This window comes from Burkholderia sp. Ac-20344 (genome assembly GCF_017104975.1).
Lineage (GTDB): Bacteria > Pseudomonadota > Gammaproteobacteria > Burkholderiales > Burkholderiaceae > Burkholderia.
Map to the genome: position 1 here is coordinate 1 of NZ_JAAGPP010000094.1, position 20,634 is coordinate 20,634.

Below are 20,634 nucleotides of genomic sequence, written 5' to 3' on the forward strand. Positions count from 1 at the left end.
GCCAGTTTTGCTATATTATTCCCACGCGCGAGCCTGTGAGGCTTGATTGATAAGGCTAGCGAGCTAGGATTGTGATTCCTGTCGTCGTGGGTTCGAGTCCCATCAGCCACCCCAAAGAATTCCAAGCGGTATCAAGTAGTTAAAGAACGGCACTGAGATAAAATCTCAGTGCCGTTTTTGCTTTTGAATTCCATAAAATGGAATTCACGGCGCCTTCCGCTTCACGATTTTGTTTCGATCGTAGGCACGTGCCGTTGTCGCTGAATTCGCGTGAAGGTCGGGCAGTGCGCGGCGCTTGTCCTGATGCTGGGTCGCGTAATATGCGCGCAGGTCATGGAATGTGAATCGACCGGCAATTACCTTTTCCTCGATCGCCTCGTTCAGCAACTTCCCCCAGCCCCCTTGATGCCGTCACGCGTGTAATGCGCGCCGAACTTCGTCCTGAAGACGTACAGACAGTCCTTGTCGCCGCGTACAGCCTCAACTCGATCGAGAAACTCGGCCAACGGAGGCGTGATCTCGATCTGTTCGATCACTTCGCCGCGCTTCTTGCCGCGCTGCTTCGCGCGCTTCACGCGAATGTGACCGGCCTTGCGGTTGACCCGCGGCCAGCTCGGATCGAGAAACTCCACCCTCTGGTTGCCGGCCAACGCCGCGTACTCGGCGGCCCATTCGGCTGCCCCCTCGGCATATGCGTCGTCGGCCGTTATGGGCTGTCGCTGACCTACGTGGCGTCGCCGGCCAGCAATGCGAGCGCGACTATGACGCGCTGACGGCGTCCACACGCTGACGCTGAAGTCGACGAAATTTTCGCCCTTTGGGATAAGCCCGCCTGCCTGCGGGCGCATGTCGACCTGGATCCGACAAGGCGGCCGATGTGTGCGAGACAGGGCCGTCGTTGTCCGGCAGCACGCCGTCTCAGGTTCGAAACGTTCCGACATTCAGTCGGTTCGGAAATAGAAATTCGGGATCCATAGCATTTTTCGTTGCACCAGCCCGATAACGAAAGCTGGGTCGCCATGCATTGCCGTGTTCCGCTACGGGCACTGATGAGCCTTGGAGCCGGTACCACGGCGCATCGTCGCCCTGCGTTTCTTCGGCGTAACGTTTTTTTTGCGTTTCCAAGCTCTCCCGTTTCGGCTGTTACCGGCCCGCTTCGGTGGAATGGAGGGTGGCACTGTTAATGCATACGTGGTTGATGTAGCGATCAGGCGAGGCCGCTGCGGCACTGTCGACACCGCGTATCTGTTGTCGGCTGTTTCCCGGTGCAGTGGTGGCCTTCAAAGTCGGAGCGATCGTGACCGACGCAACGGACGGTTCCGTCGTCGGGCAAGTGACGATGCGTGGAGCAATTCGTATGAGGTTGTATCAGGCAGGCATACCTCTTCGGGTCGCGTCTTCCTGATATGCAAGGCACACGTGAGGCGTTCGCCCTGATCGCACACCCCAGTTTTCAGTCAGAGGTCAGTGAAAGGAGTTCTGCAATGAAAGCCCCGCTCAAGGTTGCTGCGGCGTGCGCCGCTATTTCGTCCGCGATTGCATTGATGGGCACCGTTTGGAGCGCCGGAATCCAGAGTGCTCCCGTCCCACACGCGCGCGTCGAGCCTCCACCGCGCACGGCCGTCGCGACCGAGATAGTGCCAGGCATGTCGGAAGAGGGGAAACGCCATGCCGAGCGCGAGCACGGCATGGGACCGAACTTCAAGGAAGGCAGGCATCGCCTGAGCAACGGCAACTTTCGGCGCGACTAGGCGCGAAGGAGATCACAATGAAGAAGCTCATTCTCGCATGGGTGCTGGTGCTCGGGTTCGCATTCGCCCAGATGCCGTCTTCCGTGCTCGCGCAGACCACCACGGCGAAAGTCCTGGTGCTCTATGATGCCCCACCGAACGACGCGTACTCGAAGCTTGGCCTGGCCTACGCGATCATGCTGCGCAACCTGCTTGGCCATTTCAACACCAATGTCACGCTTGCACCCGTCGACAGCTATACGGCCGGAACTGTCGAAATGTATCAGGCGACTTTCTATCTGGGCGACTATTACAACAACGCCATTCCTGCCGCATTTCTCGCGGACGTCGTCAAGACGTCAAAGACGGTGGTCTGGTTCAAGAACAACCTGTGGGAAGTCGCATGGGATCCGGCGTACAACTTCACGGCCCGCTATGGATTCACCTTCACCGGGATGAGTGGACTGGCCTACACGCCAACGAGCAGCAACCCGAAACCGAACTTCTTCGACACGGTGACTTACAAGAACACGAGCATGGTCAAGTACTATGCGTTCAATGCCAGCACCGGCGTGATTAGCGCGGATCCCGACATTGGCGTCACTGCGGTATCCGACGCGACAAAGGCCAGCGTACTTGTCACCATCAAGGACAGTCAGACGGGTGCGCAAGCGCCGTACGTCATGCGCGCGGGCAATTTCTGGTACTTCGCCGACATGCCGTTCTCGTACATCGGGCCACGCGACCGGTACCTGGTGATTTGTGATCTGCTGCATGACATTCTCGGCACCAACCAGCCGGTGCTGCATCGCGCGATGGTGCGTCTTGAAGACGTCAACGCGTTCACGACCACGTCGTCGATGAAGACGCTGACCGATTACATGTATTCAAAGCGCATTCCGTTTTCCATTGCTACCATTCCGCGGTACGAAGACCCACTCGGCGCCTATAACGGCGGCGTGCCGCTGACCGTACACCTCGCGCAGGCGAGTGGTCTGAAGCAGATCCTCAATTACGCGCTGGTGCGGGGCGGCAGGATCGTGATGCACGGCTACACGCATCAGTACAATTCGACGCCGAATATCGACAACGCGGTGAGCGGCAATGACTACGAGTTCTGGCTTGCCACGCAGAACCGCCCCGTGGACGAAGATTCAACCCAGTGGGCATCGACTCGTTTGAGCGCGGGCCTGCAGGAATTTTCGTCGAATGGCTATGTTCCCTTCGCGTGGGAGGCGCCGCATTACCAGTCTTCGCCCCTTTCGATCAAGGCCGTTCCGCCGCTGTTCAAGACGACCTACCAGCGGGTCGTCTACTACACGTCAGATCGGCCGAACCTGAATTCGACCGCACCGAATCACGACTTTTCGGTTGGTCAGTTCTTCCCGTATATCATCAATACCGACTATTACGGGCAACGGGTGCTGCCTGAGAATCTTGGGAACATCGAATACAACATATGCAATATCGATCCGTACTCGTGTCTGTCATACACGTGGCAGGATCTCTACACGAATGCGCAGTACGCGCTGACGGTCCGGGATGGTTTTGCATCCTTCTTTTTCCATCCGTTCTGGCTTGAGCCCGACCTCGGCACGTCCGGCTTGCAGGATTTTCAGAGCCTCGTGAACGGGATAACCGGTCTCGGCTTCCAGTGGATCGGTGCGTATGATGCCAAGTAGTGTTGATGCCCGCCGAGAATTGACCCACCTCGGGCCGTCAAACCCGGGTCTGCATATCCCAATGAAGTAGTTGGAAACGGCACTGTCCAAGAAGGCAGTGCCGTTTTTTTGTCATTCCCGAATTGGGAATGACATACCGCTTCGTTCTACGATTTTCGTTCGATTCCGGTGCCGTCCGTGCAACCGACCAACAACACGACACGCCAGCCCCTGTTCCGTGACGATGGACCTGGTCGAAGCGGGAAACGCCACGGCGAACTGAAACGAAACGGCGACTCGCTCGGCAACGAACAACGCCCCTAAACGCTCAACCCGTCCTCACCGATCGGCCACATTGCTCGCGATCCCCGCCTGGACCGTTCGAGTATTTCGAAAAACCACCCACGACCACAAAGCGCCGCCAGCTACCTTGGCGACGAACTGCAATGCGGCGATCGTCGGAAACACAGCTCCGAACGCAATAAGCGGAAAGATGATGGAGTCGACTGCCGCGCCTGCGACGTTCGCGCCATTTGCACGCGCCAGTATCGGAAAGCGGCGTGCAAGTTGAAACACGATTGCACTTGCTACGGCTGCCGAACCAAACGCCACCAGAGAGGCGAGGGCGATTTCCTTGGCAGCGGGATTGAGCGCGTAACTGACGACGCCGGCGGCCGCGATCAACGCAAACATCCGTGACCAAAGCGCGCGGCCGCGCCAGTCCAGGTGGAGCCTGTCTCGAATCGCGAGATCGAGACCGATCAGAAGGAACGCGATGATCGGTGTAGCAGCCGGTCCGAAATGAGCGACCATCAGGTTCGCGACAGCGACTGCTGCGATATAGATCAAGACGTACATGATTTCCCTGCGATAAAGAGTGCGCGCTGCGTCAATCCGGAGTCGAAGTTTGCCACACATGGCCGATGAAACGGCCTGATACTCCGCTACTCGCAAACCGGGGCGAACTGCGAACGATTGGCGGAAAGCCAGGGTTGGGGGCGACAGGATATCGTCAAGGTCCGGCCGGTTTCCATCAAATCATCTTCAGCGCGAGATTGTATGGCCGTATCCAGTCGAGCTGATGTCGCGAAGTTTCCTTTCCCGGCTAAGGTTTGTGCATCCCGTGCCGTTATCTTCCCTGGACAGCCCTCGTGCCTCGAATGCTGATCCGTTTTCTTGCCTGCTCGCGTTTCGCGTGAGCAGGCTTTTTTCGTTTATGGCCGTCCTTTACTGCCTGAGTGGCGGAATGAGACAGGGATTTGGCATGAACCGACAACGCGCAACAGTCTTACATTGGTGTAACGTATCGACTTCCTCGTGCCCTCATGCTTTGAAGGGCCGTTCGATCCCGATAACCCATGACGGTGTCGGGATTTTTTTTCCTGCATCCCGTTGTACTGGCAACGAGTTGCAGCGGTGCCTGACGGGCAGGCGCCGACCCGATCGCATCAGACGTGAAGGATGCGAACGCTTGCGAAACTCACGAGCCAGTGTCCGGCGACGGCGCATGCAAGGCTCGCGACGATAACGTGCGCGTGGCGATGCCGCGAAAACAGACAGGCACCGAGCACCGCGAACAGAATGGGCGGGCCGAACAGACACGCGAACAGTCAGGTGGGCACAGTATGGCAGCTGGCGGGTATCGAAACGAGCCGCATCGGCCGGACGGAGGTCACTGACCGGATCTACGCGATACAGGCATAGCGGCCTGGCGGCATTCGCGCGAACGGCCGCATGATGTGCGGCCATCGCCGGGCGAAAGTCGAACGTATTCCACCGTTACGCGCCGCAGTACCGCACGAGCAGATCGGCTTCCGTTTCGTGCACCTCGACAGGCAGGGCCGTTGCGCCTGCGTAGGCTAGATAGCGCGCGCGATGCTGGCCGTTGCGGAACGACGCCACGCCGACTTTCGACAGACCGGGGATGCCGAACAGCGTTCGCGTTCGCGTCTCGCGAAAGGTGATGTAGGGCATGTCCGGAATCCTGTCCTGTTCAGGATCGAGGAATTCACGAATGCCCGCGGCTTTTCCAGGGGCCCAGTACAGAACAGGCGGCAGCACGTAGTCCGTCGTGTCCCGGTCGGCACATGCCAGCAGCTTCTTCAGGTCGATCGTCACGACCCGGTGTCGCGAGTCGTCGGACGAGAATACGCGCTTGAGGTGCGTATAGGCATAGGGGATGTGCCCGGGAAGCTGGACAATCCAGACTTCTACGCCATTTTGTTGTGCACGGGCGAGTGCCATTGTTTCCTCTTGTGTTGCGAGCGGTCGTCTTTGCCGGAGTTTAGCAGTGCGATTGCGGCGGCGAAGCAGGGCGATACCCGGAACGGAAAAACGGATCGACTCGCTGCAGAACCTGAACTGCAAGCGAAAGCGCAGAGAGGAACGGTAGGCAAATCGAATGCGGCCATGTGTCGGCGGGCGATATCGACAGGCCGCGAGAATATCGCGATATTGCCAGCGGGAATGACGCGCCGCGCGAATTTCATCGAAGATTCACACAGTGTCGCGAAACCCGGCATGCGCAGATCATCATAAGAACAGAGCGGGCAGATTGACCGGAGAAAACCATGTCGTCGAAACTTGAGATCGAGTACCTCGATTACTGTTTCTCCGCGGCGCTCGAAATCAGGGAGTCCGGATCGAGACGGTTTCGGAATGGCTTTTCAGCTGACCGGCACGACGACGAAACGCGGCTGTCATGACGCGAGTTCTTGTGCTCGTGAAATGCGAGCTCGAAAAAACGGTGCGGAAAAATAGAATAATCCTGCTTTGACAACACCCGCGACTTGCCGGAAACTGGGCCCGGGCCTTCAAATATCCACTTGAATTAAAAAATAGAATTCCAGACATGAAAAGAATCACGCTGCGACGGCGGGCGCGATCGTTGTCGATGCCGGCCTGACAGGCTGCACTGCAATACTGTTCGAAGACGGCAGATACGAAGGGACGGTCGACCGATTTCTCGTCGGCGAGGACGGCAGGAAATATCACTGCATCTTCGATATGCCCGAGCATTTCGGCGCCGCCGTACTGGCATTGCCATATCGCAAATCGATCAACGCGTCGCTTGACGGGTTCGTCACGCAGGGCAGCAAGATCGCGGGCAAGTTCCGGCTCCAGCTCCGTCGCGCTTGCAGCCGACGGCGTGACGATGATCGGGGCAGTGGTGCCGTCGCCCGTCATCGTGGTGATGCGCGCGCCGGTCGCGGGCGTTGCGCGTGGACCGTGACGCGATCCGCGCGGCACGCGAGTGTGCCGGTTGCCGCGGCATTGTCACCAAATGGTGAGTTGCCGCACAGATCGTTGCGCGGCCCGCGCTCACAATTTGGCCGGTTGACCGTTCTTCCCCGGCCCGGTCAACCATTTCCCCGCTCGCTCGCGCAGGAGCGGGGGCTTTTTGCCCGTCCGACGCCGCAAGGCTGCGTCGGCGGAACCGGACAGGCGTTCGGCGGGCGGCGTAATCGCATCGGTTGCGCGCCCCGGCTACCGTGCGCCTGATCCGCACGAATCGCTTTCCTCGTGCCTGAGCGAACCCTCAGGCCCATTGCCGGTTTCGGCCGGTGATGCCTTGATCCCGGCGGCACGCAACAATGCCGCCGGGATATTTTTTGCGCCGGATGCGCTGCATCACGTCGCGCGCAGCGGGCAGGTCGACGTGCTCAGCCAGCCTGTTCGACGCTGGTTTCCCATCCGTCGTATTCCCCGCCGAGCGAACGCACTTCGCGATTGATCGCGACCGTATGGCGCGTGATGTCGGCCAGCGCCATGGTGCCTTCGTGCGAAAACCGTACCGCCGACTTGCCGTCTTCGGTGGGCGCAACCGATTCGACCGGGTAGCCTTTCGCTTCAGCCCAGTCCGCGAACTGATGTGCATCGCTCGGGTCGGGAAAGTACGCCCAGTGCATCACGCGCCGGCTGACGTCGCTGGCATCGCCTTTCTTCCGCAATTCATCCAGCACGCGCATGTCGCGCATGATCTGCCAGTCGTCGTCGGTCGGGTAGAGCGTCTGCCAGTACGCTTCCTTGTCCGGATCGTCCTGGTGTGCGTACTGCAGTGCGTAGGTCGTCTGATCGGCCAGCGCGTCGACGATCTCCGCCGCCGCCTCTTCGTCGAACGGCACGTAGAAAAGGAAATCCCGATGGCCGTCGACGGTGATGCGGCCAACCTGTATGCCGCCCTTCGCGGTGATCGTGGCGTCCAGCAGATCCTCGATCTGCGCGAGACCGGCAAATTCTTCGCCGGCCGGCAGGCCTTCCGGCGTCGGATGCGCAAAGGGGACGCGCACGCTGAGCAGCGACGTGCGCGGGTCGCCTTCCGCGATTTCCGCAAAGCTGTGGTCGAAGCTAATGAAAGCCTGATGGTCGCCCATTCTGGCAGGGAAGGTTCCCCAGGCGTCGGTCATGTGTTTCTCCCGTGCACGATTGTCTGTTGACGGTTGTAAAGCGTCCCAATGTATCATCGAAAATCGTGCCGGCCGGAGAAGCGCACATGATCGCGAGTCTGGGCATCCTGGTGCCGGTCGAAGACGATCGCTTTCGGGCGGTGGTGGATTTCTACCGTTTTGCGCTCGCGCTGCCCGTGCATGCCGAAGGTGTGTCGGCTGCGGGGAATCCGTGGCATCGCTTTGTCGTGGACGGGGCGGCGCTGACCGTTCATACGGGCAGCGGTGGCGAGTTCCCGTATCCGGAGTTTCGTCCGACCGGCCATGGCATTGCGCTGGCCATCGAAGTGGCGCATGTCTCCGAAGCTGTCGCGCGACTTGAATCGTGCGGCGCCAGTATCCTGAACGAGTGGGACTATGGCGACGGTACGATTGCGATTTCCGTGGCGGATCCGGCGGGAAACGTCTGCGAGATCTGGGGCCACCCGTAACCGTGCATCGGTACGGCGGGCCGCAAAAAATTCGAAGGAGATGCCGATGTCGATGTTTGCGGTGAATGGTGTGCGAATCGATCCGCTCAGCGCGCGCGTGACGCACGTGCGCTGGGCGGCCGTGAATCCGTCCGACCGGTCGTGGGCGGCGACGCCGAGCGAGGCGCCGGTGGCGGACGTGGCGCGCGCGCTCGCGTCCGGCAACGATGTCCGCGCAATCTTTTCGGCGTCGGACACCACCGCGATCGGGCCCAGGCTGAAACGCGTGCTGTATCGCGATGCATCGGAAGGCATCGAGCTCGACATCGACGCAACGAGCGAGTCGCGCACATTGCGCGATCTGCCGCAAATCTGATCGTTGCGGCATGCGTCGGCGCTGGAGGGTGCCGCCTTCTTCGTCTCGTCGCGGCGCAGGATGGCGCTGCAAGTCGACGAGACAGGCTTCAGGCTGATCGGGGCCGTACCGAACAACCCGTCACGCCGTGGCGTGACGTCACCGAATTCCGGATCATCAGCGTCGCCGGTAATCGTTACATCGGCTACCCGTTCTCGGCGCATTCGTCGCGCATCAGGGTGACGGGTGGCGTGATGCTGCCGATCGCCCGGTTTGCCGATCTGCCGCTCGACGAGGTGGCCGGCTTGCTGGAGGCATGTCGCCGGCAGTTCGGCGTGCCGGACCGCGAGGCCGACCGAACGGGCCCATGACGCCCGATGCGGGGCCCGCGCGCGCCCTGATACTCGAAAAAACAAAAAAATGTCAGGCGCCGTGTCGATTTCCGCCGGGTTCGTCCGTCGTAGCATCGGAGGCGTGCGCAGCGCGCGTCCGTCCCGATTCCGATACGACAACCGACTCAAGGAGCGACATCCATGTCCACGTCCGTCAAACCGATCCCGGAAGGGATGCGCACGCTGACGCCGCACCTGATCTGCGCCGGCGCAGCAGCAGCCATCGACTTCTACAAGCGCGCATTCAATGCGAGCGAACAGTTTCGCCTGGCGATGCCCGACGGCCGGCTCGCGCACGCGTGCCTCGTGATTGGCGATTCGACACTGATGCTGGTGGATGAAATGCCCGATCACGGCGCGCTCGGGCCGAAGGCCCTGAAAGGCACGCCGGTCTGCCTGCACCTGTACGTGCCGGACACCGACGCGGCGATCGCGAAGGCGGTCGCGGCCGGCGCGACGGTCACGATTCCTGCCGCCGACATGTTCTGGGGCGATCGCTACGGACAGGTCGAGGATCCGTTCGGGCATCGCTGGTCGCTCGCCACGCACCAGCGCGACCTGACGCCCGAGCAGATCGCGGAGGCGATGGCGTCCGCGCCGCCGTGCGGAAGCTGACGCAGCCGCTCAACCAGCGCAGTTGAACGGCCGGGCAGCGGCATGCGCCCGCGCGCGCTTACGCACCGGCCGTCTTGCCGCGCTGCTTGTCCTCGTACATCCGTTGGTCGGCCGATGCGAGCAGGTCGGCCACGTCCCGATGGTGCGCGAAATCGTCGTCGTCGTGCCCGACGCTGAACCGGATTTCATCGCCGCGCGCATCGGCCGCGTTGCGCAGCGCGAGCGCCTGCGTCACGCGTTCGACCGGCTCGGCGAGGTCGGCCGGATCGCTGGCGCTCAGCAGCACGACGAACTTGTCGCCGCCAAGCCGTGCGATCACGTCGCTGTCGCGCAGCGTGCCCGTTAGCGTATCGGCGAATGCCTTGAGCGCGCGGTCGCCTTCGGCATGGTCGAAGCGGTCGTTGATCGACTTGAATGCGTTCAGGTTGAAGAACAGCAGTACCGCGTGACGGTCGAGGCGATCGCCAAGCCGCAAGTCCGGCGACGGCCGGTTTCGGCCCACCCCGGATCGATGCAGATGCGGCGAGAAGCAGGTGCCATGAACCTGCGTTTCATCCCGATGCGCAATCGGAGACGCGATGCCTCAAGGTACCCGGCACAGTGCCGTAAACAGGGCGAGTCCAATCGCTTATCGCTTTCCATCGCACCATGGTTCGATTTCTGTACGCGGGCTATCTCGCGTTTGCGCTGTATCTTCTTTATCCGATGGTTCAGAACACGCTGGTATTCGACATGGAATGCGTGAGTAGCGCGCTGCCGGGCGGCGCCAGCGGCTTGTCGATGTCTTCGGCAAGTGGCGTGGGCGGGCGTGCGAATCGCTGTGCGCCGACGACACAGGTCCGCGCTGCATCCGGGCGGATGTCCGAAATCCATTGAGCGCGTTGGCGCGTTGCGTGGATCGTTCGATACGCGAGGCGGCGCGCTGGCCATTCGGCCGAATTGAACGTCGCGCCTCGCTCGCCGATCATCTGCAACACGGCAGATCGAACACGAAGGGGCGAGCGTCGGGCGTCAGTGTGCGTCAGTAGCTGGAGCGGTACGGCGTGCCCTGGTCGAAGCGGCTTTGCCAGTGCGTGAGATAGCGCGACGCGAGTTGCGGGTTGTTCCACACCACGACGACGTTCTCGGAATTGCGGCTGGCCGCCGACGCGCTGTAGTTGAACGAGCCCGTCTCCACGTGCTCGGCGTCGATCACGAGGTACTTGTCATGATGGATCGCATAGGCGTCGATCGTGCGCGTCGGGATACCGGCGTTGATGAGCAGGTTCAATGCCTGCTTGCTGCTCTTTGCGCGATTGCCCTTGTCGTCGACGACCACCGCGACGTTCACGCCGCGTCGCTTGGCGGCGAGCAGTGCGCGCGTGACCGGCGGCGACGTGAACGAATAGGCAGCGACGCGGATCGAGCTGCGTGCGGCGCCGATCGCTTTCAGCACGAGCGCTTCGGCACCGCCGTCGGGCGAGAACGCCGATTCGACGACCTGTGTCGCGGGCGCTTCGTGAGTGGGGGCCGGCAACCATTGCGACACGAAGTCGATCGCCTGCTGGAGCAGCGATTCACTTTGCGTCTTGCCGAAGGCGGCGAACGGTGTGGCGAGCAGGGAGGCGGCGAGACAGGCGGCGGCGAGGCGATTGCGCGACAACATCTTGGACAGCGAACAATTTCGAGACAGCGGGCCGTGAGTGTAACGCAGACGGGGCGGCCCGGTCACGTGCGGATGAGACGGGATGACTCATCGAGATGACCGGCGATGGCAGCGGCGGTGACGCAAAGTTGCGTTGTGCGGGATCCGTGTGCGCGATCGGGCTGATTGATGGATGGGGGCGATAGCCGCGCCTGAATGCTTGTACGGTGGCGGCGGGATAACGACGTGCAAGCCATGCACGAGTGCAGCGGGGCGGGCTCGATGCGGCCGGAGACAGCAGCGCGAACGCAACGAACGATCCTTGTGCGTCACGCGGTCATGCATGCGCGATGAGTCAATCCTCGGCCGCAGGCGCGCCGGCTGCCTCGGCTGCGATCCAGCCGGGGCCACGTTCCGGCTGCACGTCGCGTGCGTCGAGCGGCTCGCCGCAGGCGGAGCAGACGGTGACCGCATGCATCAGATGGCCGCAAGTGCGGTGGCGCAACTGCACCGGCGGCCCCTGGCCGTCGTCTTTCCAGCGGTCTCCCCATGCCGTCAGTGCGAGAAGGGTCGGATAGAGGTCGAGGCCTTTGTCCGTCAGCCGGTATTCGAAACGCGGCGGGCGCTCCTGATACGCACGCTTGACCAGCACGCCTTCGTCGACGAGCCGTGCGAGCCGCTCGGCCAGCACGTGGCGTGTGAGGCCAAGCTGGGTCTGGAACGCGTCGAAGCGGCGGCAGCCGAGGAACGCGTTGCGGAGGATCAGCATGGTCCAGCGGTCGCCGAGCACGGCGAGCGTACGCGCGACCGAACAGTTCAGCGTGCCGATGTCATCCCATTTCATCGTCGAGTCTCTTGCGGCGGTTCAGTGAAATAGCGGGTTCGATTATAGAACCCGCCTTCGGTTGCAACGGGCCCGGCCGCGTTGACAACGGCCGCCATCGTTGTCAATAATGGGTTCCAATTTGGAACTTACTAGTGCGGCGACGCGCTTTCAACCCGGAGACAACCCGATGAACCCGCTTTCCCTGTCTGGTCTCGATCTGCTGCGCGCAGCGGTATCGGGCGATGCGCCGCTCGCGTCGATTTCCGAGACGATCCCGATGCGTCCGCTCGACGTCGAGCTCGGTTATGTGAAGTTTTCGGCGCGGGCGGACGGCCGGCACCTGAATCCGCTCGGCGGCGTGCACGGCGGGTTCGCCGCGACGGTGCTCGATTCGGTCACGGGGTGCGCGGTGCATTCGATGCTTGATGCGGGTGTCGGCTACGGCACGGTCGACCTGCATGTGAAGATGCTGCGGCCCGTGCCGCGCGACGTCGACCTGGTTGCGGAAGGGCGCGTGATCCACCTGTCGCGCTCGCTGGGCGTTGCCGAGGGCACGCTGAAGACGCCGGACGACAAGATCGTCGCGCATGCGTCGGCAACCTGCTTCATTCAGCGGCCGCAGTAACGGGGCGCGGCAACGCCATCGTCCGGGCCGGCGCGTGAACCTCGACGCCGGCGCCGAAGGCGGCCTGTAAGCGTACGTGGCGCCTGCCTGAAGCGGTCGCTTCAATGTGATAGCGTTCCTGCTTTCCACCGACGCGACAGGACCAGCATGGAATACCGCACACTTGGCGATTCGGGCATCGAGGTCAGCCTGATCGGCCTCGGCACGATGACGTGGGGCGAGCAGAATTCGGAGCGCGATGCGCACGAGCAGATCGACTACGCGATCGGGCAGGGCGTGACGCTGATCGATGCCGCGGAGATGTACCCGGTGCCGCCGAAGCCCGACACGCAGGGGCGCACCGAGCAGTACATCGGCACCTGGCTCGCGCAGCATCGCGCGCAGCGCGAGCGCATCGTGCTCGCGACGAAAATCGCGGGGCCGGCGCGGCAGCCGCACAATCCACGCCATATTCGCGGCGAAGGCAACCAGTTCGACCGCAAGAACCTGACCGAAGCGCTCGACGGCAGCCTCAAGCGCCTGCAGACGGACTACGTCGATCTCTACCAGTTGCACTGGCCCGATCGCAGCACGACGACGTTCGGCCGTCCCGCCTATCCGTGGGTCGACGATACCTATACGGTGCCGATCGAGGAAACCCTCGGCGTGCTCGCGGAATTCGTGAAGGCCGGCAAGGTGCGCGCGATCGGCGTGTCGAACGAAACGCCGTGGGGCGTCGCGCAGTTCCTGCGGGCGGCCGAGAAGCTTGATCTGCCGCGCGTCGCGAGCATCCAGAATCCGTACAGCCTGCTGAATCGCACGTTCGAGAACGGGCTGTCGGAATTCACGCATCGCGACGGCGTCGGCCTGCTCGCATATTCGCCGCTCGCGTTCGGCTGGCTGTCCGGCAAGTACGAGAACGGCGCGCGTCCGGCCGGCGCACGCATCACGCTGTTCGAGCGCTTCCAGCGCTACAGCAAACCGCAGGCCGTCGAGGCGACGTCGCGCTATGTCGCGCTCGCGCGGCGTCACGGGCTGTCGCCCGCGCAGCTCGCGCTGGCATTCGTCAACAGCCGGCCGTTCGTGCGCAGCAACCTGATCGGTGCGACGTCGCTCGAGCAGTTGAAGGAGAACATCGGCAGCATCGACGTGAAGCTGTCCGACGAGATCCTCGCCGAGATCGACGCGCTGCACGAGCTGCAGCCGAACCCGGCGCCTTGACGTGAACAAGCGGCGCGCGGCCCGCGCGGCAGCAATGCCGCGGCGGGACGCACCGGCCGCGCATCGCTGCGCCGTCGTTTCTTCCGTTATCGCATCTTGAGGCGTGTGCGCGCGACGAACAGCGCGGCGAGGCTCAGCAGCGCGCAGCCCATCAGGTAGAGCGCCGGCGACAGCCGGTTGCCGGTCGCGCTGATCAGCCAGGTGATCACGAACGGCGCGAAGCCGCCGAACAGCGTGACACCCGTGTTGTAGCTGACCGCGAGCCCCGTGGCGCGGGTCTGCGACGGGAACAGCTCGGCCATCAGCGCCGGCAGCGCGCCGCAGTACATCGCTTTCAGCGCACCGATCCAGACCAGTGCGGCGAGCATCGTCGCGAACGACGCGTGGCGCGTGAGCCATGCGAACGTCGGGTACACGGTGACGAGCATCAGCACGGCCGCGGCCGCCATCATGCGGATCCGCCCGGTGCGATCGGACAGGTGGCCGACGACCGGCGTGACGAGCGTGAGCACGAAGCCGGTCGCGAGCGTTGCCGCGAAGCCCGTCGACGCGGGCAGCCCGAGCTGCTTGATCGCGTAAGTCGGCATGTACAGGATCATGTAGTTGATCGCGGTCGAGATCACGAGCGCGCCGATCGACAGCAGCACCCGCAGCTTCTGATCCGCGAACAGTTCGCGCACGGGCGCTTCCGAGCGTGCCTGCGTCTTGAACTCGACGCCTTCGTCGACGTAACGGCGGATGTACAGCCCGACCGGGCCGATCGCGAGCCCGAACAGGAACGGCACGCGCCAGCCCCAGCTTTCGAGTTGCGCGTTCGTCAGCGTGGAGGTCAGCAGCGCGCCGAAGCCTGATGCGAGCAGGGTTGCAAGGCCCTGGCTCGCGAACTGCCAGCTCGACATGAAGCCGCGCCGCTGCGGTGCATGTTCGACGAGGAACGCGGTCGAGCTCGCGAATTCGCCGCCGGCGGAAAAGCCCTGCATCAGCCGCGACAGCATGATCCCGAGCGGCGCGAGTATGCCGATCGATGCGTAGGTCGGCATCAGCGCGATCAGCAGCGTGCCGGCCATCATCATCGCGATCGACAGCAGCAGCGACGCCTTGCGGCCTGCGCGATCCGCGTATGCACCGAGCACGAAGCCGCCGATCGGCCGGATCAGGTAGGACAGCCCGAACGTGCCGAGCGTGAGCATCAGCGACGTCGCTTCGCTGGTGGCGGGGAAGAACAGCTTGGCGATCGTCACCGCGAAAAAGCCGTAGACGATCAGGTCGAACCATTCGAGTGCGTTGCCGATCGACGCCGCGAAGATGATGCGCCGGATCTTCGCGGCGCTGGGGCGGGCGGCTTCCTGCGAGGTCAGGGTGGTCGTATTCATCGTGTATGCAGGTCCCGTGAAAGGGGCGAAGCGCGTTACAGGGCGGCGCCGGCCGCGGCGGGTGCCGCGCGGCGAACGGTCGGTGCGTCGTCGCCGAGATCCCAGAAGAGGCCGGCCATCATCTGCAGCCCCTCGCTGACGACGCTCGCGAGCAGGTGCTCGTCGGGCGCGTGCTGCGAGCACGCCGGGTACGAGTGCGGCACCCACAGCGTCGGCAGCCCGAGCGTGTCGGCGAATACTTCGTTCGGCAGCGTGCCGCCGAGATTCGGCAGGATCGCGGGCTTCTTGCCGGTGGTCCGCGCCAGCGACGCGACGGCCCAGCGCACCCACGGATCGTCCGGGGGCACGCGCGTTGCCGGTGCGCCGCGTTCGACGTCGATCTCGATGTCGGCGAAGCCGTGCGCATCGAGGTGCGTGCGCAGATGCGCATGCAGCGCTTCCCAGTCGGTGCCGACGACGAAGCGCAACTGGCAGTGCGCATACGCGGCGGGCGGGATTGCATTGACGGGGTGCTCGGGGTTGCCGGCCTTGAAAGCGAGGATCTCGAACGTGTTCCAGCCGAACACGCGCTCGGGTGCGGTTAGGCCGGGCTCGCCCCAGTCGGCGTCGAGCGCCGGATCGCCGGGGCCGCCGCCGACGGAGAGGTCGGCGAGCGCAGCGCGCACGGCGGCCGGGATCGGCGGTGGACGCAGCCCCGCGACGCGAATCGCGCCGCGCGCGTCGACGAGGCTCGCGAGCGCATGCGCGAGCACGATCGCCGGATTGCGCAGCAGCCCGCCCCAATTGCCGGAGTGATGCGCGCCGTCGCGGGCGCGCAGGCTCAGCCTGAAATTGACCGAGCCGCGCGAGCCGAGGAATACCGTGGGGCGCGCGGCCGCGATGCGCGGGCCGTCGGACGCGATCAGCACGTCGGCCGCGAGCGCGTCGCGCTCCTGGCGGCACAGCGCGTCGAGGCCAGGCGAACCCGTTTCCTCGCCCATCTCGATCAGCAGCTTCGCGTTGAAACCGAGCCGTCCGCCGCGTGCGTCGAGCACGCTTGCCAGCGCGGCCAGGTTGATGGTGTGCTGGCCCTTGTTGTCGGCGCTGCCGCGGCCGTACCAGCGGTCGCCGTCGGCCGTCAGCGTCCACGGCGACAGCGGCGCACGCCACTGCGCGTCGTAGCCGCGCACGACGTCGCCGTGACCGTAGATCAGCACGGTCGGCAGCGCATCGTCTTCGTGGCGCGATGCGAGCAGGAACGGGCCGCCGCCGTCGACGGGATTGTCGACGATCCGCGACGTGAAGCCGAGGCGCGCGGCCTCGGGGGCGATCTCGTCGGTCAGGTAGGCGCGCAGTACGGCACCGCTGCCGCTTTCCTGACTTTCGGTGCGCAGGCCGACCCGGCGGCTCAGGGTCGTGAAGAACGCACCGGATTCGAACTGGTTCAGCGCGTGCTGGATGGCGGCGTTACGGCTCAAGTCGTGTCTCCTCTGTCGGGTTCGCTGCATGCGGCGGATCGGGCGTGCAGCATGGAGTGCGATCGATTCTAGAAAGCCGTTTTTTTTGTCACAATGATCGAATTTCGAACCTTTCTTTGCCGAAAAGGCAAAGCAGCACGGCCGGTGGCCGGGCGGAGACAGAACGATGGCGGCTTTCCTGCATGGCCTGGCGTTGCGGTATTTCGTCGAAGTGGCGCGCACCGGCTCGATCAGCGACGCATCCGCGCGGCTGCACGTGGCCGTATCGGCGATCAGCCGCCAGATCGCGAAACTCGAGAGCGAGCTCGGCGCGCCGCTGTTCGAGCGCCGGCCGCGCGGGATGGCGCTGTCGGAGGCCGGCGAGCGGCTCCTGGCGTTCGCGCAGCGCAGCCTGCTGGAGGCCGAGCACGTGATGAAGGACATCGGCGGCCTCGACGCGCTGCACGGCAGCCTGCTGAAGATCGCGTGCTCGGAAGGGTTCGCGATCGACTTCCTGCCCGGCACGCTCGCGCGTTTCAAGGCGCGCCATCCGGGCGTCGATTTTTCCGTGTGGGTGGTGTCGCCGGCGGACGCGACGCGGCGTGTGCGCGACGGCGACGTGGACATCGCGTTGAGCTTCAGCCTCGCGCCGGAGAAGGGCGTGCGCGTCGAGCATACCGAGCGCGCGCCGATCTTCGCCTTGGTGCGGCACGACCATCCGCTCGCAACGCGAGAAGCGGTGTCGCTCGCCGATGTCGCGCGTCACCCGCACGTGCTGCCGGAGGCCGGCACGACGGTGCGCCAGTTGATCGACATCGCGTGCGCGCTCGACGGGCTGCTGCTCGAGCCCGAGTTGACGAGCAACAACACGGCGGCGATGTATGGCTACGCTCGGCGCACGGGCGCGGTGATGTTCACGGGGCTGCTGTCGGTGCGCGACCGCTGCGCCGCGGATGGCTTCGTCGTCGTGCCCGTGACGAACGCGCAGCTGCGCGAGCGCAGCATCCAGGTGCAGACGATGGCGGGGCGCGATCTGCCGGCGTCGGTTCGCGCGTTTCGCGACCACCTGATCGACGCGATGCAGGCCGCATCGGCGCCGCCGACTGCCGTGCGCGGCCCGAGACGCCGGCCCGTGAGATAATCGTCAATCCGCCTTCCGTGTCCATGCGGCTCATCGAGCCGCATCGCCCCTGTTCGACGCCAAATTGAAGAACCTGCTTGTCACCCTCGATCGCGCCGGTGAGTTCGACGAGATCATCGACGTGCGCACGCCGCTCGAGTTCGCCGAGGATCATATTCCCGGCGCGCTGAACGCGCCCGTGCTCAGCAACGAGGAGCGCGTGCTCGTCGGTACGATGTACCGGCAAGTCTCGCCGTACGAGGCGACTCGGGTCGGCGCGGCGATCGTCGCGCGCAACATCGCGCGCCATCTCGACACGACGTTCGCCGACCGGCCGCGCAACTGGCGGCCGCTGATCTACTGCTGGCGCGGCGGCAAGCGCTCGGGCTCGATGACGACCTGGTTCAACCTGATCGGCTGGAAGGCGCGCCAGCTCGACGGCGGCTACAAGGCGTACCGCCAGTCGGTGTGCGCGACGCTCGATTCGCTGCCGACGCGCTTTCGCTACATCGCGCTCGTCGGCCATACGGGCTGCGGCAAGACGCGACTGCTGAACGCACTGCGCGACGTAGGCGCGCAGACGCTCGATCTCGAGGCGCTTGCGTGCCATCGAGGCTCGTTGCTCGGCGCGCTGCCGGGCAAGCCGCAGCCGGCGCAGAAGGGGTTCGATTCGGGGCTCGTCGAAACACTTGGGCGTTTCGACCCCGAATGGCCGGTGTTCGTCGAATCGGAAAGCCGCAGGATCGGGCTCGTGCAGTTGCCGATCGCGTTGATCGAAGCGTTTCACGCAGGGCCGTGGGTGCATGTCGATGCGGCGCACGAGGAGCGCATTGCGTTCCTCCTCGACGATTACGCACACCTGTTCGACGAACCGGACGCGTTCAAGGCGCAGCTCCATCGGCTGATCGGCCTGCATAGCCGCGAACAGGTGACGCACTGGAAGGCGCTGATCGATGCGGACGCACGGGCCGAACTGTTCACCGAGCTGATCGACAGGCATTACGATCCCGCCTACGCACGGACTTACCGCGCGACGTACAGCAAGCCGAACCGGGCGCTGACGTTCACGTTCCGGCCCAACGCCGCCGACGTGCGCGATCAGGCGCGTGCGCTGCTGGCCGAACTCGCGCAAGCCGGGTTGCCCGCATCGGCCGCGCTTGCCGCAGGCGCGACCTCCGCAACTGATAAAGACCAACCCACGACCACACGATGACGACCACACGCACCCAACCCAATCCGGCACTCGGCTGGATGACCTTCCTGCTGATCGCGGTCGCAGGCCTGTTCTATGTGAAATGGTTTCCGTACTACAACAAGGCGTTCGTTGCCGCCGAGCATCATTCGATCGGGCAGTCGATCCTGATGGGCACGTCGGCGGCCGCGCCCGAGCCGTCGCTGAAGGCCGCACTCGACTACGCGTGGGCGTACGGCAAGGCGATCTGGCAGGCGATGGTGCTGGGCCTGCTGCTCGGTTCGGCCGTGCAGGCGCTGCTGCCCGCGCATTGGGTCGCGCGCGTGCTCGGCCGCACCGGCTTCGGCAGCGTCGCCGCGGGCGGCCTGCTGTCGCTGCCCGGCATGATGTGCACGTGCTGCGCGGCGCCGGTCGTCGCGGGGCTGCGGGCGCGCCATGCATCGCCGGGCGGCGCGGTTGCATTCTGGCTCGGCAACACGGTGCTGAACCCGGCGGCGCTGGTGTTCATGGGCTTCGTGCTGGGCTGGCACTGGAGCGCGCTGCGCCTCGTGCTCGGCGTCGCGATGGTGTTCGGGATCGGCTATCTGCTGAACCGGATCGCACGCCCTGAAGACGCCCGCATCGACGATGCGCAGCTCGCCGCGCTGGCGGCCGAGCAGGCCGCGGCCGGCAATCCGTTCGCCCGCTGGATGAAGCTGCTCGGGCGCATGGCCGTGCGGCTCGTGCCCGAATACATCGTGCTCGTGCTGCTGCTCGGCGCTGCGCGCGCGTGGCTGTTCCCGCATATCGGCCCGGACATCGGCAATCATCTCGGCTGGATCGTCGCGTTCGCGGTCGCGGGCATGCTGTTCGTGATCCCGACGGCCGGCGAGGTGCCGATCATCCAGGCGATGCTGTCGCTCGGCATGGGCGTCGGCCCGGCCGCCGCGCTGCTGATGACGCTGCCGCCGATCAGCGTGCCGTCGCTCGCGATGCTCGCGCGTTCGTTCAAGCCTTACATGCTGGCCATCGTCGCGATCCTCGTCGTCGTGTTCGGGATCGCGAGCGGCGTGCTCGCGGTCGCGCTCGGGTTCTGACGCGCGCAAGCGATGCGCCAGCCGGGCGCAATCGTCGTATTCATCCGGCGCCGCCGTTTCACGCGTGCGGCGCCATTTACAAGAAGCAAACAGGAAAACGCATGACCCAACCGAAGATTCATCCTCGACTCGAAAAGGCGCTGACGCGCGGCGATCTCGCGATCCGCCAGGCCAATTCCGCGCGGGCGACGGCCGTGCTGAACGCACTCGGCACGATGATCATCGAGGCATCCGCAACGATCGGCGTCGATGCCAGCATCGACATTCCGCAGGGCGACCGTATTTACGATCCGGTCAACGGCCTGTGGCCGCAGAAGATGCTGGTGTCGTTCGACGGCCCGGTGGACGAAGCCGACGCGGACGAATTGCGCTCGGTCTATCTGGTCGCCGACGATCCGGGCACGCAGTTCCGCGTCGAATGGCATCGTGCGGACGGCAAGCTCGGCCGCCAGGAAGGTGGCCCGCTCGCGACCGTCGCGTTCCTGACCGACGTCGAGATTCCGTGGAGCGACGACGACGAGTAACGCCGTCGCATAAGCCGGCGCCCGGTGCGC

21 protein-coding genes and 2 pseudogenes are annotated in these 20,634 nt (G+C 64.2%); 13 read left to right on the forward strand and 10 right to left on the reverse strand.

Annotation, left to right across the window (positions count from 1 at the left end; all coding sequences use genetic code 11):
- Nucleotides 1-380: 380 nt before the first annotated feature.
- On the reverse strand, nt 381-848 hold the full coding sequence (locus G3N64_RS25275; protein WP_205786345.1) for a hypothetical protein: 468 nt from the start codon (nt 846-848) through the stop codon (nt 381-383).
- Between the two features lie 636 nt (nt 849-1,484).
- On the opposite strand from G3N64_RS25275, the gene G3N64_RS25280 reads away from it, so the two are divergent.
- On the forward strand, nt 1,485-1,751 hold the full coding sequence (locus tag G3N64_RS25280) for a hypothetical protein (protein WP_205786346.1): 267 nt from the start codon (nt 1,485-1,487) through the stop codon (nt 1,749-1,751).
- 17 nt (nt 1,752-1,768) lie between these two features.
- A complete protein-coding gene (locus G3N64_RS25285; RefSeq protein ID WP_205786347.1) occupies nt 1,769-3,412 on the forward strand; it encodes a DUF2334 domain-containing protein in 1,644 nt (547 codons plus the stop codon).
- A 318-nt stretch (nt 3,413-3,730) separates the two neighbouring features.
- Here G3N64_RS25285 and G3N64_RS25290 read toward each other — a convergent pair whose 3' ends face one another.
- The 4 genes from G3N64_RS25290 to G3N64_RS25305 all read right to left on the reverse strand — a co-directional run bounded on the left by G3N64_RS25290 (nt 3,731) and on the right by G3N64_RS25305 (nt 7,797).
- A complete protein-coding gene (locus G3N64_RS25290) occupies nt 3,731-4,249 on the reverse strand; it encodes a VUT family protein (protein WP_205786348.1) in 519 nt (172 codons plus the stop codon).
- A gap of 921 nt (nt 4,250-5,170) precedes the next feature.
- A complete protein-coding gene (locus G3N64_RS25295; RefSeq protein WP_205786349.1) occupies nt 5,171-5,635 on the reverse strand; it encodes a hypothetical protein in 465 nt (154 codons plus the stop codon).
- A 384-nt stretch (nt 5,636-6,019) separates the two neighbouring features.
- Nucleotides 6,020-6,577, reverse strand: coding sequence for a hypothetical protein (locus G3N64_RS25300; RefSeq protein WP_205786350.1), 558 nt, complete (start codon nt 6,575-6,577; stop codon nt 6,020-6,022).
- 476 nt (nt 6,578-7,053) lie between these two features.
- Nucleotides 7,054-7,797 (reverse strand): DUF695 domain-containing protein, encoded by a 744-nt coding sequence (locus G3N64_RS25305; protein WP_205786351.1) that lies wholly within the window; start codon nt 7,795-7,797, stop codon nt 7,054-7,056.
- A gap of 86 nt (nt 7,798-7,883) precedes the next feature.
- Between G3N64_RS25305 and G3N64_RS25310 the strand changes: the two genes are divergently transcribed.
- The 4 genes and pseudogenes from G3N64_RS25310 to G3N64_RS25325 all read left to right on the forward strand — a co-directional run bounded on the left by G3N64_RS25310 (nt 7,884) and on the right by G3N64_RS25325 (nt 9,608).
- Nucleotides 7,884-8,267, forward strand: coding sequence for a VOC family protein (locus tag G3N64_RS25310; RefSeq protein ID WP_205786352.1), 384 nt, complete (start codon nt 7,884-7,886; stop codon nt 8,265-8,267).
- Nucleotides 8,268-8,313: 46 nt separating this feature from the next.
- Nucleotides 8,314-8,622 (forward strand): phosphatidylserine/phosphatidylglycerophosphate/cardiolipin synthase, encoded by a 309-nt coding sequence (locus G3N64_RS25315; RefSeq protein WP_205786353.1) that lies wholly within the window; start codon nt 8,314-8,316, stop codon nt 8,620-8,622.
- A gap of 30 nt (nt 8,623-8,652) precedes the next feature.
- A pseudogene (locus tag G3N64_RS39885) lies at nt 8,653-8,972 on the forward strand (aspartyl-tRNA synthetase); the annotation flags it as partial.
- Between the two features lie 162 nt (nt 8,973-9,134).
- Nucleotides 9,135-9,608, forward strand: coding sequence for a VOC family protein (locus G3N64_RS25325; RefSeq protein WP_085038949.1), 474 nt, complete (start codon nt 9,135-9,137; stop codon nt 9,606-9,608).
- 58 nt (nt 9,609-9,666) lie between these two features.
- On the opposite strand, the pseudogene G3N64_RS25330 reads toward G3N64_RS25325, so the two are convergent.
- Nucleotides 9,667-10,083, reverse strand: a pseudogene (locus tag G3N64_RS25330) (GGDEF domain-containing protein); the annotation flags it as partial.
- Nucleotides 10,084-10,256: 173 nt separating this feature from the next.
- Here G3N64_RS25330 and G3N64_RS39890 point away from each other — a divergent pair.
- Nucleotides 10,257-10,484 (forward strand): hypothetical protein, encoded by a 228-nt coding sequence (locus G3N64_RS39890; RefSeq protein WP_241021198.1) that lies wholly within the window; start codon nt 10,257-10,259, stop codon nt 10,482-10,484.
- Nucleotides 10,485-10,629: 145 nt separating this feature from the next.
- Here G3N64_RS39890 and G3N64_RS25340 read toward each other — a convergent pair whose 3' ends face one another.
- The gene (locus tag G3N64_RS25340) at nt 10,630-11,253 is read right to left on the reverse strand and encodes a phospholipase D family protein (RefSeq protein WP_205786355.1); all 624 of its coding nucleotides are present in this window, start codon (nt 11,251-11,253) and stop codon (nt 10,630-10,632) included.
- Between the two features lie 334 nt (nt 11,254-11,587).
- Nucleotides 11,588-12,076, reverse strand: a complete 489-nt coding sequence (locus G3N64_RS25345) for a helix-turn-helix domain-containing protein (protein ID WP_089440012.1) — start codon at nt 12,074-12,076, stop codon at nt 11,588-11,590.
- A 169-nt stretch (nt 12,077-12,245) separates the two neighbouring features.
- Here G3N64_RS25345 and G3N64_RS25350 point away from each other — a divergent pair, with 169 nt between their 5' ends.
- Both G3N64_RS25350 and G3N64_RS25355 read left to right on the forward strand, forming a co-directional pair.
- Entirely contained in the window at nt 12,246-12,683 is a 438-nt protein-coding gene (locus G3N64_RS25350) for a PaaI family thioesterase (protein WP_034186970.1), read from the forward strand.
- Between the two features lie 147 nt (nt 12,684-12,830).
- Nucleotides 12,831-13,883 carry an NADP(H)-dependent aldo-keto reductase gene (locus G3N64_RS25355; protein ID WP_205786356.1) on the forward strand — a complete coding sequence of 351 codons (1,053 nt, stop codon included), beginning with the start codon at nt 12,831-12,833 and terminating at the stop codon, nt 13,881-13,883.
- 86 nt (nt 13,884-13,969) lie between these two features.
- On the opposite strand, the gene G3N64_RS25360 is transcribed toward G3N64_RS25355, so the two are convergent.
- Both G3N64_RS25360 and G3N64_RS25365 read right to left on the reverse strand, forming a co-directional pair.
- Complete coding sequence (locus tag G3N64_RS25360) at nt 13,970-15,256, reverse strand: MFS transporter (protein WP_205786357.1); 1,287 nt, start codon at nt 15,254-15,256, stop codon at nt 13,970-13,972.
- A 35-nt stretch (nt 15,257-15,291) separates the two neighbouring features.
- Nucleotides 15,292-16,713: a M20 family metallopeptidase gene (locus G3N64_RS25365; protein ID WP_205786358.1), complete on the reverse strand. Its 1,422-nt coding sequence runs from the start codon at nt 16,711-16,713 to the stop codon at nt 15,292-15,294.
- 166 nt (nt 16,714-16,879) lie between these two features.
- Between G3N64_RS25365 and G3N64_RS25370 the strand changes: the two genes are divergently transcribed.
- The 4 genes from G3N64_RS25370 to G3N64_RS25385 all read left to right on the forward strand — a co-directional run bounded on the left by G3N64_RS25370 (nt 16,880) and on the right by G3N64_RS25385 (nt 20,604).
- Nucleotides 16,880-17,833 carry a LysR family transcriptional regulator gene (locus tag G3N64_RS25370; RefSeq protein WP_205786359.1) on the forward strand — a complete coding sequence of 318 codons (954 nt, stop codon included), beginning with the start codon at nt 16,880-16,882 and terminating at the stop codon, nt 17,831-17,833.
- Nucleotides 17,834-17,897: 64 nt separating this feature from the next.
- Complete coding sequence (mnmH, locus tag G3N64_RS25375; RefSeq protein ID WP_205786360.1) at nt 17,898-19,025, forward strand: tRNA 2-selenouridine(34) synthase MnmH; 1,128 nt, start codon at nt 17,898-17,900, stop codon at nt 19,023-19,025.
- Entirely contained in the window at nt 19,022-20,080 is a 1,059-nt protein-coding gene (locus tag G3N64_RS25380; protein ID WP_205786361.1) for a permease, read from the forward strand. Before mnmH ends, G3N64_RS25380 begins: the two co-directional genes overlap by 4 nt.
- A gap of 101 nt (nt 20,081-20,181) precedes the next feature.
- Entirely contained in the window at nt 20,182-20,604 is a 423-nt protein-coding gene (locus G3N64_RS25385; protein WP_164462574.1) for a hypothetical protein, read from the forward strand.
- Nucleotides 20,605-20,634 lie beyond the last annotated feature (30 nt).

Bases quoted from the DNA above. Each gene is read 5' to 3' on its own strand.
- G3N64_RS25300 (WP_205786350.1), bottom strand. From the start codon at position 6,577: ATGACGGGCGACGGCACCACTGCCCCGATCATCGTCACGCCGTCGGCT.
- G3N64_RS25325 (WP_085038949.1), top strand. From the start codon at position 9,135: ATGTCCACGTCCGTCAAACCGATCCCGGAAGGGATGCGCACGCTGACG.
- G3N64_RS25280 (WP_205786346.1), top strand. From the start codon at position 1,485: ATGAAAGCCCCGCTCAAGGTTGCTGCGGCGTGCGCCGCTATTTCGTCC.
- G3N64_RS25350 (WP_034186970.1), top strand. From the start codon at position 12,246: ATGAACCCGCTTTCCCTGTCTGGTCTCGATCTGCTGCGCGCAGCGGTA.
- G3N64_RS25340 (WP_205786355.1), bottom strand. From the start codon at position 11,253: ATGTTGTCGCGCAATCGCCTCGCCGCCGCCTGTCTCGCCGCCTCCCTG.
- G3N64_RS25345 (WP_089440012.1), bottom strand. From the start codon at position 12,076: ATGAAATGGGATGACATCGGCACGCTGAACTGTTCGGTCGCGCGTACG.
- G3N64_RS25315 (WP_205786353.1), top strand. From the start codon at position 8,314: ATGTCGATGTTTGCGGTGAATGGTGTGCGAATCGATCCGCTCAGCGCG.
- G3N64_RS25310 (WP_205786352.1), top strand. From the start codon at position 7,884: ATGATCGCGAGTCTGGGCATCCTGGTGCCGGTCGAAGACGATCGCTTT.
- G3N64_RS25285 (WP_205786347.1), top strand. From the start codon at position 1,769: ATGAAGAAGCTCATTCTCGCATGGGTGCTGGTGCTCGGGTTCGCATTC.
- G3N64_RS39890 (WP_241021198.1), top strand. From the start codon at position 10,257: ATGGTTCGATTTCTGTACGCGGGCTATCTCGCGTTTGCGCTGTATCTT.
- G3N64_RS25305 (WP_205786351.1), bottom strand. From the start codon at position 7,797: ATGACCGACGCCTGGGGAACCTTCCCTGCCAGAATGGGCGACCATCAG.
- G3N64_RS25370 (WP_205786359.1), top strand. From the start codon at position 16,880: ATGGCGGCTTTCCTGCATGGCCTGGCGTTGCGGTATTTCGTCGAAGTG.
- G3N64_RS25275 (WP_205786345.1), bottom strand. From the start codon at position 848: ATGCGCCCGCAGGCAGGCGGGCTTATCCCAAAGGGCGAAAATTTCGTC.
- G3N64_RS25290 (WP_205786348.1), bottom strand. From the start codon at position 4,249: ATGTACGTCTTGATCTATATCGCAGCAGTCGCTGTCGCGAACCTGATG.
- G3N64_RS25385 (WP_164462574.1), top strand. From the start codon at position 20,182: ATGACCCAACCGAAGATTCATCCTCGACTCGAAAAGGCGCTGACGCGC.
- G3N64_RS25360 (WP_205786357.1), bottom strand. From the start codon at position 15,256: ATGAATACGACCACCCTGACCTCGCAGGAAGCCGCCCGCCCCAGCGCC.
- G3N64_RS25380 (WP_205786361.1), top strand. From the start codon at position 19,022: ATGACGACCACACGCACCCAACCCAATCCGGCACTCGGCTGGATGACC.
- G3N64_RS25355 (WP_205786356.1), top strand. From the start codon at position 12,831: ATGGAATACCGCACACTTGGCGATTCGGGCATCGAGGTCAGCCTGATC.
- G3N64_RS25295 (WP_205786349.1), bottom strand. From the start codon at position 5,635: ATGGCACTCGCCCGTGCACAACAAAATGGCGTAGAAGTCTGGATTGTC.